The sequence below is a fragment of the Pedobacter sp. NJ-S-72 genome (assembly GCF_053890575.1).
Map to the genome: position 1 here is coordinate 5075996 of NZ_CM132681.1, position 11823 is coordinate 5087818.

15 protein-coding genes and 1 pseudogene are annotated in these 11823 nt (G+C 37.8%); 3 read left to right on the top strand and 13 right to left on the bottom strand.

Translation table 11 applies throughout. The annotated features are described in order from the left end of the window. Positions 1 to 317 precede the first annotated feature (317 nt). Both ACWYN3_RS33425 and ACWYN3_RS33430 read right to left on the bottom strand, forming a co-directional pair. Positions 318 to 1583 (bottom strand): 7TM diverse intracellular signaling domain-containing protein, encoded by a 1266-nt coding sequence (locus ACWYN3_RS33425; protein WP_456218090.1) that lies wholly within the window; start codon positions 1581 to 1583, stop codon positions 318 to 320. 60 nt (positions 1584 to 1643) lie between these two features. After that, positions 1644 to 1865, bottom strand: a pseudogene (locus ACWYN3_RS33430) (7TMR-DISMED2 domain-containing protein); the annotation flags it as partial. 387 nt (positions 1866 to 2252) lie between these two features. On the opposite strand from ACWYN3_RS33430, the gene lgt reads away from it, so the two are divergent. Continuing rightward, a complete protein-coding gene (gene lgt, locus ACWYN3_RS33435; protein ID WP_456218091.1) occupies positions 2253 to 3083 on the top strand; it encodes a prolipoprotein diacylglyceryl transferase in 831 nt (276 codons plus the stop codon). Here the strand turns inward: lgt and ACWYN3_RS33440 are convergent. From ACWYN3_RS33440 to ACWYN3_RS33460, 5 genes are all read right to left on the bottom strand, one after another. Beyond that, the gene (locus ACWYN3_RS33440; protein ID WP_456218092.1) at positions 3080 to 3319 is read right to left on the bottom strand and encodes a hypothetical protein; all 240 of its coding nucleotides are present in this window, start codon (positions 3317 to 3319) and stop codon (positions 3080 to 3082) included. The genes lgt and ACWYN3_RS33440 overlap by 4 nt on opposite strands. Then, on the bottom strand, positions 3313 to 4278 hold the full coding sequence (locus ACWYN3_RS33445) for an MFS transporter (RefSeq protein WP_456218093.1): 966 nt from the start codon (positions 4276 to 4278) through the stop codon (positions 3313 to 3315). The genes ACWYN3_RS33440 and ACWYN3_RS33445 overlap by 7 nt, the downstream gene beginning before the upstream one ends. A gap of 41 nt (positions 4279 to 4319) precedes the next feature. Next, positions 4320 to 4874 (bottom strand): hypothetical protein, encoded by a 555-nt coding sequence (locus tag ACWYN3_RS33450; RefSeq protein ID WP_456218094.1) that lies wholly within the window; start codon positions 4872 to 4874, stop codon positions 4320 to 4322. A gap of 107 nt (positions 4875 to 4981) precedes the next feature. Beyond that, a complete protein-coding gene (locus ACWYN3_RS33455) occupies positions 4982 to 5695 on the bottom strand; it encodes a YqjF family protein (RefSeq protein WP_456218095.1) in 714 nt (237 codons plus the stop codon). Positions 5696 to 5867: 172 nt separating this feature from the next. Further along, complete coding sequence (locus ACWYN3_RS33460) at positions 5868 to 6179, bottom strand: hypothetical protein (protein ID WP_456218096.1); 312 nt, start codon at positions 6177 to 6179, stop codon at positions 5868 to 5870. Between the two features lie 182 nt (positions 6180 to 6361). On the opposite strand from ACWYN3_RS33460, the gene ACWYN3_RS33465 reads away from it, so the two are divergent. Both ACWYN3_RS33465 and ACWYN3_RS33470 read left to right on the top strand, forming a co-directional pair. Then, the gene (locus ACWYN3_RS33465; protein ID WP_456218097.1) at positions 6362 to 6496 is read left to right on the top strand and encodes a hypothetical protein; all 135 of its coding nucleotides are present in this window, start codon (positions 6362 to 6364) and stop codon (positions 6494 to 6496) included. After that, positions 6483 to 6716, top strand: a complete 234-nt coding sequence (locus ACWYN3_RS33470) for a single-stranded DNA-binding protein (RefSeq protein WP_456218098.1) — start codon at positions 6483 to 6485, stop codon at positions 6714 to 6716. Before ACWYN3_RS33465 ends, ACWYN3_RS33470 begins: the two co-directional genes overlap by 14 nt. A gap of 52 nt (positions 6717 to 6768) precedes the next feature. Here the strand turns inward: ACWYN3_RS33470 and ACWYN3_RS33475 are convergent, their stop codons facing one another. The 6 genes from ACWYN3_RS33475 to ACWYN3_RS33500 form a co-directional block, all read right to left on the bottom strand. Beyond that, positions 6769 to 7554 carry a TonB-dependent receptor gene (locus tag ACWYN3_RS33475; RefSeq protein ID WP_456218099.1) on the bottom strand — a complete coding sequence of 262 codons (786 nt, stop codon included), beginning with the start codon at positions 7552 to 7554 and terminating at the stop codon, positions 6769 to 6771. Continuing rightward, complete coding sequence (locus ACWYN3_RS33480; RefSeq protein WP_456218100.1) at positions 7494 to 8210, bottom strand: hypothetical protein; 717 nt, start codon at positions 8208 to 8210, stop codon at positions 7494 to 7496. Before ACWYN3_RS33480 ends, ACWYN3_RS33475 begins: the two co-directional genes overlap by 61 nt. A gap of 91 nt (positions 8211 to 8301) precedes the next feature. Beyond that, positions 8302 to 8835 carry a TonB-dependent receptor plug domain-containing protein gene (locus ACWYN3_RS33485; RefSeq protein ID WP_456218101.1) on the bottom strand — a complete coding sequence of 178 codons (534 nt, stop codon included), beginning with the start codon at positions 8833 to 8835 and terminating at the stop codon, positions 8302 to 8304. Next, positions 8836 to 10155, bottom strand: a complete 1320-nt coding sequence (locus ACWYN3_RS33490) for a PQQ-dependent sugar dehydrogenase (protein ID WP_456218102.1) — start codon at positions 10153 to 10155, stop codon at positions 8836 to 8838. A gap of 345 nt (positions 10156 to 10500) precedes the next feature. Beyond that, positions 10501 to 10920, bottom strand: coding sequence for an isocitrate/isopropylmalate family dehydrogenase (locus tag ACWYN3_RS33495; protein ID WP_456218103.1), 420 nt, complete (start codon positions 10918 to 10920; stop codon positions 10501 to 10503). Next, positions 10817 to 11740: an NADP-dependent isocitrate dehydrogenase gene (locus tag ACWYN3_RS33500; protein ID WP_456218104.1), complete on the bottom strand. Its 924-nt coding sequence runs from the start codon at positions 11738 to 11740 to the stop codon at positions 10817 to 10819. The genes ACWYN3_RS33495 and ACWYN3_RS33500 overlap by 104 nt, the downstream gene beginning before the upstream one ends. Positions 11741 to 11823: the final 83 nt, after the last annotated feature.

An 11823-nucleotide genomic window follows, 5' to 3' on the forward strand; every position in this document is an offset into this window, starting at 1 on the left:
GGTAATTATATTTTACATAAAATACTGATATATAGATGATTATGTTATAATTGATACGCTTTGATACCGTAGTGTGAATAATGGTTTATAGCTGATTTACAGGGGGTAGTGAAAGATATTCCATTTGAGGCATCAGGTAAACGATACGCTCTGATACCCTTAAGAATTAAGGTGATTTTATAGAAGATTTAATAGCTTTTATTCGAGAACAAGCTGACTCCATCCATTTTTACTGGCCTTTTTTAATACTGCTTTTCTTTCTTCCATCAGAATTTTAATCTTGGATCCATAGGTCCAGCAGGTACTTTGACGGATATTTAAAATTTCAGCGAGCTTATGAGAAGAGAGAGATTTTTCTTTACTTTACTGGAGTAGATCAGGAAGATCATATAAAAGGCTTTGTTGATAGGGATTCTGGTATTTTGAAAAACAGTATAAGCGGTAACAGATTCTTCATATCCGCATTTGCTGCATCTTCTGCTAAATGCAATATGACCGCTATAGTAATGTGTGTTTTTGCATTTACGGCAGCTATAGCCGTCTTTCCATTTCAGTTCAGAAAGGAAAAGATTACAACTGTCTTTGTCAGGATAGATTTTACTGAACTCTTCGAAGTCGACATCGGCAGACATCACACGGTCACGGGTTACTTTTTCAACATTAGTTTGTAGTTCCTGGTTGTCTTGTTCCAGCAGGATATTCATCCTTGAAATTTCTTCTGCTTGTTGTTGTAACCGATCATTCACTTCAAGCAGCTCTGCATTTTTAGCTTCAATGATGAGTGACTTATGAAATACTTCCTTGGTGCGCTCTTCTACCTTAGTTTCCAATTGCTGGTTCAGGGTGTCTTTCAACTTGGCATTTTCAGCCATCTGGCGGATCATCTGACGCTGTACTTTTTCTTTCTTCGTTTTCAGGATACGTACTTTATCGCCAATGGCAAAAGAGAGAAATACCATTTCCAATACAAAACAGAAGCTTAGGCTATAATAACTGACCACACCAAAGTTTAACCATGAAAATCCTAACATAATCAGGAATTTTAAAGTAAAACCAATAAACAGGAAGCTATAGCCCAGAACAAAGAAACGTGCTGGTTTATAACCTTGTTTATAAATGTAAATACCAGTATAGAAGGCTACGGCCAATGGAATAAATTCAAGGAATTTATAGGTAAACAAAGAACGGTCAAAAAACAAGCTATAAAAGAAGAGTGCCGTCCTGATTCCAATAATACACAGAATGAATTTATTTAATCCGGGTGCTTTTGCTTTAACAAAGAGTAACTCTTTGCTAAACAGCAGTGCAAATACACTAGTGGCATAAAGAGCAAAGGCATAGGCAATTTGATTCCATGCAGTGGAGGCAGACCATAAATATTGATAAGCAATACCGTCTGTGCTCATTTCAAAGAAACCCACGCTTAGATTGTACAATACATAATAGAGGTATTGTCTTTGCCGCATAGCAATAAACATGATCAGGTTGTAAAAACTGAAGACCAGGATCATTCCATAAAAGATACCGAAGTAGAAATATTCGTCCAGGGCGTAAGATATAAACCAGTCTACGCTTCTCAGCACAATGATCGCGTCAGAGATCTGTGAGGATTGAAACTTGAAATAGTAAACCTGTGTTTCGTTGTTATCGTTATTAATATACAGTTCGAAGTTCTTATGATGAAGTTCGCGTTGTTCAAATTTAAACTGATCTCCAAACTGTCTAACTTCGTAAACTCCATTTTTTTGAGGTAAATAAGCGGTAACGTGGTCTATTGTCTGATCAAAAAACTCAAGAAGATATCTTTTATCGGCTTTGCTGTTATGTTTGATCTTAATCCTGAACCAGTAAGTTGCTTCAGAGATCTGTTGTTTGAGGTGTGCTTTTTAAGTTTTTTATGAAATGATGTTCATAACCTTTACTGCTAATCTGCTCGAAATTCAGCTTGTTAGTTGTGTCCTTTAGCCATTCTATCTCATTGAAATTAAAGATATGCTGATTGATATTGTCATCTACTGCGACAACTTTTTGCGCATAGGTGACCGGGCTAAGAACAAAAAAAATAATAGGATTGTTATGATGACACGTAAAAGGGAGAGAGAGAACCGGTTAAACATAAATGAATAAGGAAGCCCATGGCGTTTGGTATGAAAGCAAATATAAACTTAATTTGATTGCAATTCTGCAACGTTATTGCATATGTCTTTATATGGTCTATATTTGCAGGCGTTAACACAAAATTTTAAGCAGATATGAGCATAGCTACCATTATATGGAACCCCGGTGATTCAATAATAGATTTAGGATTTTTTGCATTAAAGTATTATTCCTTGTTTTTCCTGCTTGCATTTGTTTCCAGCTATATCGTATTGAAAAAACAGTTTGTTAAATATGGGATTGATGTTGAGCTGATGGATTCTTTAACTATATATGCTGTTTTAGGAACACTTATCGGGGCACGTCTTGGTCATGTTCTGTTTTATGATTTTGCTTATTTTTCTCAGCATCCGCTGGAAGCAGTGCTTCCTGTTACATTTACGCCGCATTTCCGTATCACGGGTTTCCTCGGTCTGGCAAGTCATGGTGGTGGAATAGGTATTATGCTAAGTCTGATCTTGTTTAGCAGGAAGTTTAAAGTGAAACTGTGGTTTTTGTTAGATCAGGTTGCCCTGGTGGTTCCGCTTGCAGGTACTTTCATCAGACTTGGAAACCTGATGAATTCAGAGATTATAGGAAAGCCAACTGATGTAAGCTGGGCTTTCGTATTTTTGAGAGATGATAATATTCCGCGTCACCCGGCACAATTATATGAGGCTATTGCCTACTTACTGATATTCGTTTTTGTATATCTGACGATGAAAAAATATCCAAAGTCTTCTGGTTTTTATTTCGGAATGGTCATCTTCCTGATTTTCTGCTTCAGACTCGCTATTGAATTTATTAAAGAAGATCAGTCTGCTTTTGAAGCAGGGATGCTTTTAAATATGGGACAATTACTAAGTATTCCTTTTATCTTAACGGGACTTGTTATTATGTATCTTAAAAGAGGGGAACCCGAAAATACACCAATGAAAACCGTTTAAGCAATAACGGTTTTTTTTATTTTTGTTCTGTTACTTAGCAGTGTAGTTAACAATACACATAGTAAGAAACCTCCAAAGGCTAATGCTGCCCCTACGTATTGCGGGGAGGTAAAACCATAAGCTGCAATTGGCAGGCCACCTAAAAATGCACCCAGGGCATTTCCTGTATTTGCACTGGCTTGCATAGAAGAAGAAGCCAGCATTTCGGCTCCTTTTGCTGCGCCGATCATCAGCATCTGTAAAGGTGCAATGACTGCAAATGCGAGCGCGCCGGTAATGAGGTCAATAAGATAGCAGCAATTTTAAAATGGCTTAACAGGGCTACCAATATTAAGGTTATAATCATGGCCAGTAATAAATAGGTGGTGGTTTTTAGCGGCGAAAATTTGTCTGCCAGACGTCCTCCTGCGAAATTACCCACCGCCATTCCAATACCTGCTATGACCATAATCGGGGTAATCATATTACTGTTAAAATGAGCAACTTCTGTCATTAGAGGTGCGATATAACTGATCCAGGCAAACAAACCTCCCGTTCCTATTGCACAAATTCCAATAATGATCCAGAGTTCTGGCTTTTTGAAAACTTTAAGGCTGTCTGAAAACTTGGTCTCTGATTGTGAAGGCAATACAGGTAACCATAATTTGATGCTGGCTGCAGTAATTAGTGCAATTACAGAAACTAACAGGAACGAGATTCTCCAGCTGACGTTATGACCAATAAATGTACCTAGAGGTACGCCTATGATATTAGCGATAGTTAAACCGGCAAACATGACAGAGACTGATTTGGCCTCACTTCCGGGATCTGCTAATCTGCTGGCAACTACTGCACCGATACCAAAAAAGGCACCATGAGGTAAGCCTACTAAGAAGCGTGCAACAAGCAGAAGTTCATAAGTTGGGGCAAAACTGAATAATATATTTCCGCTGGCTACGGTAATCATCAAGCCAATCAATACTTTTTTAGGGGGATATTTACCCAGAACAGCGACCATTATCGGAGCTCCGATAATTACACCTAAGGCATAAATGGAAATTAGATTTCCTGCAGAAGGAATACTGATGCTGAGGGTTCTGGCTACATCGGGCAATACCCCCATCATCATAAATTCTGTCATTCCCAGGCTAATGCCACCCAGGCAGAGTGTGATCAGACTTATTTTTGTGTTGGTAATTAGCTTCAGTAATTTCATAATGGCCGCAAAGATAAGATTGTTGATGCCAATTGTATGGTTTACAGATTTATATGATACGGATATGAAATTTCTGTCAGATCTTCAACAAGCTGATCCCAGTCTTCCAGTTCTCCTACAAGTGATAAAACCATTTCTTTGGTTAATGGTTCCTGATTGAAAATCCGGGTTACAGTATCCAGTGGAATTCCACTTTCTGTATAACTTCCTTTGAAATAATCTGTTGCCCATTTAATATAGGTAGCAGGTTCTCCATCCAGTGGACTAAGCAGTTCTGCAGAATGGTCATCGTTTTCCGTAAGAGTTCCTGTTGTCCAGGGCTGGCCATTTAACTGCCATACTGAAAATGTAGTTCCGGCAGAATTTACAGGTTCTCCAAAGATAAATTCATGGAAAACTTCTGGTAGCTGATTAGTTAGCTGAGCTTTTTCCCTTTGCTCGGCTTCTGAAAAATAACCATTAATTACGGCACCTTCATTTCTGAATAAGGCAAGTAACTGATCACCTTCTCCGTTACGCATTTCAAAGAATTCCTCTCCATCACTCCACTGGCTGTTATAAGAGTAATAACGGTAAGTCCAGTCCAGTCCTGACAAAGTATGGCATCTAATACGGCCATAGCTTTGCAGGTGGATTGTAGTTTTTTGTTGTCTGGCAACAATTGAAGGTCTGATGTATTGATCATAAATATTAAATAGGGTTTCTAGCCCTGAATTCCTTTTTTGCCTTCGACAGAAATATCTGAACCTTCTGCCAGCATTACTGATACTGGTTGCTGACGGTTTAGACAATCAAATTCCGGACCATAGGTATGGGCGAAATCTACGGCAATCTTAAAATCTTTTACTTTATATTGGGCCCATTTAGGGTGTTTTACTTCGTATTCATTGGTTTGGGTGTCATTACATCTGGTATATCCCCAATAGTGTCCGGTGATGAATTCTGCTTCACTGTCAGGAAGTATTTCTGATAAAGCTTTATTTGCTTTTACTGAGAAAACCTGCCATTCGCTTTTGCATCTCCAGCTGTATTCTACTTCTCTTTCATCTTCTGTTTCTGACCAGCGGTGGGTCATTGGCATTGCTTCATAATGTTCATGGTAAACAGTATTGGCTACTACAGAAAGTGCAAACTTAGGTACTATTTCCTTAATAAAGACTACACCCCGTTTGACGGCGTCTCCATCTTTATACTTTACATAGAAACGCAGGTTTACCTCTTCAAAATTTGCATGAAAAGGAACGCTGAATCCTAATAATTTAGTGTTTTTAAAAAGGAAACCTATTAAACTCACGTAACAGGTGTCATTCCAAATGTCCAGCTCTGTACCTGCTGGTAAGTACGGACGTAGGATCTCTTGATCGATGGCATAATTAGCTATTGCTAATTTTCTCCATTCTGCGGTTAAAAAACTCATTAAGGGTTAGGTCTAAATTGATTGATAGGCCAAAGTACTAAACCTAAATGATATTGAGGTACTAACATTGAAATAACCTGTCATTCGAATTTCAGGATTTAGTGGTTGAAATACTGATTTTGGGTATGATGCAGTGAATGAGAGACTTGTTTTATTGTTAATTCTAACTCATTTATTTTTTTTTATAGCCATAATTATAGCAGCAAATACAGATTTCTCCATTTTGTTCATCTAACTGATGTGTAGAAAAGCAGAAATTGAAACCGCTTGCTGAAAGTAAATGGAATGTGGTGGTTTTAACACCTTGCTGAACTAATTTTTCCAAAATGCCTGTGTTTTTTTTAAGAATACGGTTGATCTGTTTGAAATTTATGTCACGATCCCTGTTCGCTGCATTATTAAAATGGCCCCGGCAATGATCATCACAAAACTTTTTATCCGTACGTCCCCTGAGTATGGCTCCGCAATCCTGGCAATATTTCATTGGGATAAATTAATCTGTTTTGATTAATTTTTGGTTAAATATTTCTTCTTTTTAGTTTTTATTTAGCCGATTATAAGCGTTTAATGAACGACTAATAGTTATTGACTTTTCATATTTGTTTTACGGATTGCTATAGAATTTGTTTTTGTAGTTTTTTTTGGAAATGGTGCTTAAATAATAAAATGAATAAGGATAGAGATAGAGTAAGAAATAGCGTGCGTTTAACGGGTTATGCGGCTACAGATCCGATAATTGTTAATTTCGCTACAGGAAAAAAAATGGCCAGACTGAGTTTGGGTGTACATGAGTTTTTATAAAAATAGTTTAGGAGAAGCGGTAGATCAAACGCAATGGTTTAATCTGATTTTCTGGAATCAGAAAGTAGATTTGGTAGAGAACTTAGTCAGGAAGGGTTCAGCCTTGCGGGTCGAGGGCAAATTAAGTGCACAGACCTACACGGATAAAAATGGTGATCAGCGCTATACAACTGAAATTGTGATCCATAACCTGGAAGTGATTGATAAATATGAACTATAAAAACTATTCCCTCCGTGTATGAGAATTGGAGGGAATAGTTTTTATACTGAACTTAGAAATGCATGTTTAATCCGCAATAAAAATTTCTTGTAGCTGCGGCATTGAAGTATTTGCCTCCGGCAGCATTCAGGTCATTGCCAAGACTGTACTTCTGATTACTTCTGATTAACAGGTTATCTGCTCCTGCAAAAATCTCTGTAGGTATATTTCCAATCCGGAGCCCTTTCCAGCCGATTTTACTCTGGATAAGATGATAATCTTTAGCATATACGGTATTGGCATCTGTCAGGGGAATTTTTGAAGTATAGTTGTGTTGCAGGAAAATATAGAACCCCTTTGGCAATTGTAAATCTATCGAAGTAACAATTACATTTTTTGGTACACCAGTCAGGTCTTTACCTGACAGATCTAAATTGCGATCAAGATAACGATCAAATTTAAAACGGCTTAAAGTGTAGGCACTATTAATTGATAAAGCTCTGATTATTGCAGCTGTATTTGGTTTAATCAGCGTTGCAGAAATTGAAGCTTCCAGTCCCCATTGTTTTGTACCACCTGCATTAATGAAATATTCTGTCACATTTTCATTTAACCTTCTGACAATTGCATTTTTCAGCTGATAGTAAAAACCATTCAGGTCTAGTGTTATTCGTTTGTTTTCTGCCTGGTATCTGATTCCTGTTTCGTAATTCCATCCGCTCTCTGGTTGTAAATTGGTATTAATCACATTATCTGATGCCCTGATTTCTGCAAGAGTTGGTGGGGAATATCCTCTGCTCAGAGAGGCACGTAAGGATAGGTTTTTTGTGAATAAGTAGGAGAGGGCAGCCCTTGGCATAAATTGCAAATCAATACGCTGATTTTTTTTTTAGCTACAACAACTGGTGCACGGCTCTCATATCCGTATTGATATAAGTTCCCGCTGACTGATAATTCCAGTAAAAGTTTATGAAAGATATCCACATTTAAATGTGCATAACTATAATCAGTCATAGCATTTAGCTTGTCCGAAGCTTGTAAAGTACCGGGTGTTCCGTAGTTATTATTTGAATTAACGATGTCTGAGCTTGTTTTGGAGGCTTCCAGTCCTAGATTGAACCTCCATGTAATATCTTCAAGTTTTTTAAAGTATTCCACATATGTCCGGATTCCAAATGTGAATTCCTTCCTGTGCTCGTAATTTGTGATGAACGGATTTTTGAGATCTGTATAAGAAGTAAAGACTGAAAGGACATGTTTGAACTGTGAATTGAATTGTATAGTATTCTTAATACCAGCATAAAAAGTTTTGCTGTTAATTCCGGCTTGTTGTTCATCAGCACTTCTGATAGCACCAGCAGCTGGTCTTGACGATTGTGGGGTCAGTTCATATTGAATATCTGTTAATCCTCCGGGAGTTTCATAATGTAAATTGCTATAAAACATGAGGGCTGTTAGGTTTGCCTTAGCTGAATAATCCCATTTTTGGTGTAATTGGAAATACTTACGTTCCATTCTGCTATGGTCACGGTAGCCATCGCTTCTTTGATAAGATTGATTCAGGCTAAAACTGTATTTATTCCAGCGTTTACTTAAATTTATATTTTCATGGAATAGGCCGAATGAACCGCCGGTAAGATTTAAAGCAATCTTCGTGCTGTCTGTTTCGGCGGTATTCGGAGCTATCAATAACCCCTCCTGAATTTGCTCCGTAAAAGCTGCTTTGAGGGCCTTTCAAAATTTGAATGTTCCCTATACCTGATAAGTCAAGCGCATTCAGGTAGCTATTGCCACCAGCATCAGTCAAAGGGAACTCATCAAGATAAATCTTTATATTTCTGATCCCAAATGGAGAACGTAATAAACTGCCCCGGATAGATAGCCTATAACTTCCTGGCGAACGCTCTTCCATGCGTACACCTGATAGGGTATTCATCACGGTAACCAATGAACTGTTTGGTTGACGTTCCAAAGCCACTTTATTTAAAACAGTAACAGCCCCTGTTGTTCTTAACAAGGGCTGTGCGGATAAATAAGGCCGGATAACGACCTCTTCAAGTTTCTTTGTAGTATCCTGTTTAATCTGGCTAAAGCTATTTAAAGTAAGCGTTAGTAAGATAAGGGTAAGGAATTGCTTCATTTATTTAGCTGCAACTCTCCATACGGTACCACTTACATCGTCTGCAACTAATAAAGCCCCATCATTTGCCACTGCTACTCCAACCGGACGGCCATAAACTTCACCTTTAGCTTCGTCAGCAATAAATCCTGTTAAGAAATCTTCCAGTTTACCTGTCGGTTTTCCATCTTTAAATGGAACAAAAGCTACTTTGTAACCTGCTAGTTCTGATCTGTTCCATGAACCATGCTGACCAATAAATGCGCCGCCCTGATATCTTTCCGGAAATTTTTTGTCTGTATAGAATGCCAGTCCCAAAGAAGCAGTATGAGATCCAACTGCGATGTCAGGGACAAGGGCAGATTTAACGAGTTCCGGATGCTGGCCTTTTAGTCTTGGGTCTTCATGCTGGCCATAATAAGAATAAGGCCAGCCATAAAATCCTCCTGGTTTTACGCTGGTGATGTAATCAGGTACAAGATCATCTCCAAGTCCATCACGTTCATTGACTGCTGTCCACAATGCATTTGTACCGGGGGCCCAGGCTACACCTACAGGATTTCTTAACCCGGCAGCGTATATCTTTTCGCCTGTTCCATCAGGGTTAACTTCCAGAATATTTGCGCGGCGTACTTCATGTTCCATTCCATTCTCACCTGCATTACTTCCTGATCCTACAGTGATGTAAATTTTAGAATGATCTGCATTGGTAATCAGGTTTCTAGTCCAGTGATTGTTATATCCGCCTGCTGGTAGTTCCACAATTTTCCTGCCTTTTGAAGCGATTTTGGTGTCGCCGGTTTTATATGGATAAACGTATAAACCGTCTGTATTGGCTACATAAAATGAATTGCCAATAATCAAGACGCCATAAGGTTGGTCAAGTCCTGATAAGAAGGTAGCTTGGAGATCAAATTTACCATCCTTGTTGCTATCTCTGTAAAGCAAAACTGTATTTGCACTTGAGCCACTGACTTCTGCTTTGTCTTTACCGCTTAAAGCATTGGCGATTTTCTCTTTGGTATTACGTTCGGAATTGGAAAGTACAACCAGTATGTCGCCATTAGGAGCAATGTAAATGTTTCTTGGGCTTTTGATATTTCCTGCAAATCTGGTTACAGTGAATCCTGCCGGTGCGACAGGTGTCTTTCCATCCTGCCATCCGATAACTTTACTGAATTTAGTTTTTGAAGCATCTGTATCTGGCGCAGGCAGGTTTAATGCATTATTCTTAGTGGTGTCAGTACCAGTTGTATCTGACTTTGCTGTATTTGTTTTCGTTTGAGAATTACAAGACAGCATGAAAGGTAAGGCGCTAAGCAGCAGAAGATATTTTTTCATAATTAAAGGTTCAGAATTTTGTTAACAAGTTAGTTAAAAGGATGTTTCAGGAAAAATATATTTTTCCTGAAACCATATGAATTTAGATTTGGAAATTGTTTTGGTTTCGGAGACATAAAAAAAGAGGCTGTATCATAAATCATTTTAGCCTCGAAGCCGCCAAATTATATTTTATCACGGCAGCTATTTTAATAAAAAAACGGCAATTTTCTTTTTGAAAATTGCCGTTTTTTTATTGTATTTCATTTCATTCTTTTCAGAAAGGACTCAAAATTAAATTCCGTTTCCGAAAAGTGATTTTGATTAATGATACACCCTCTTTTAAATAAATTTACCTAATATGAATTAAGCTAATTTCGATTGTAAGTTTTCATCAATCGCAGCTAAGAACTCTTCAGTATATAAGTAATGAGTACCATGTTCTACTTTATTACCATGGATACAAACAGCTAAATCTTTAGTCATTTTTCCACTTTCAACAGTTTCAATACAAACCTGTTCTAAAGCATGACAGAAGTTAATTAATGCCTGATTGTTATCTAATACACCACGGAATTCTAATCCTCTTGTCCATGCAAAGATAGAAGCAATCGGGTTTGTAGATGTTGGTTTTCCAGCCTGGTGATCACGGTAGTGACGGGTCACAGTACCATGTGCTGCTTCAGCTTCCATAGTTTTTCCATCTGGAGTAACTAATACTGAAGTCATTAAGCCTAATGAACCAAATCCTTGTGCAAACTGTATCAGACTGAACGTCTCCATCATAGTTTTTACAAGCCCAAACAAAGTTACCATTCCATTTCAAAGCAGAAGCTACCATGTCATCGATCAAACGGTGCTCATAAGTAATACCAGCTTCTTTGAATTTAGCTAAGAAGTCATTTTCATAGATCTCCTGAAAGATATCTTTGAAACGGCCATCATATTTTTTAAGAATAGTATTTTTTGTAGATAAGTATAAAGGCCATTTTTTGATTAATGCCTGGTTGAAACAAGCATGTGCAAAACCACGGATACTTTCGTCAGTGTTGTACATGGCTAAAGCAACACCATCACCTTTAAAGTTATATACGTCAAATGATTGAACTTCACCACCGTCTTCTGGAGTAAACGTCAGTGTAAGTTTACCTTTTCCTTTTGTTACTAAATCAGTAGCACGGTATTGGTCACCAAAAGCATGACGTCCGATACAGATCGGCGCAGTCCAGTTTGGTACTAAACGAGGAGGAACATTGCTCATCACAATTGGCTCACGGAAAACAGTACCATCTAAGATATTACGGATGGTTCCGTTTGGTGATTTCCACATTTGTTTAAGATTAAATTCTTTTACACGGTCTTCATCAGGAGTGATCGTAGCACATTTGATACCTACACCGTATTTTTTGATAGCTTCAGCTGAATCAATAGTTACCTGATCGTTAGTCTCATCACGGTATTCTATACCAAGATCATAATATTTAATATCAAGATCAAGATAAGGTAAAATCAGTTTATCCTTAATGAATTTCCAGATGATACGGGTCATCTCATCACCATCTAACTCTACAACTGGCTGGTCTACTTTAATTTTTTGTACAGACATATTATGGTTTCAATTTTTACTTTATAAAAAAACAAAGATATAAATTTTGAGTTTATAGCCTCATTTTCGCGTAAATTACCAAA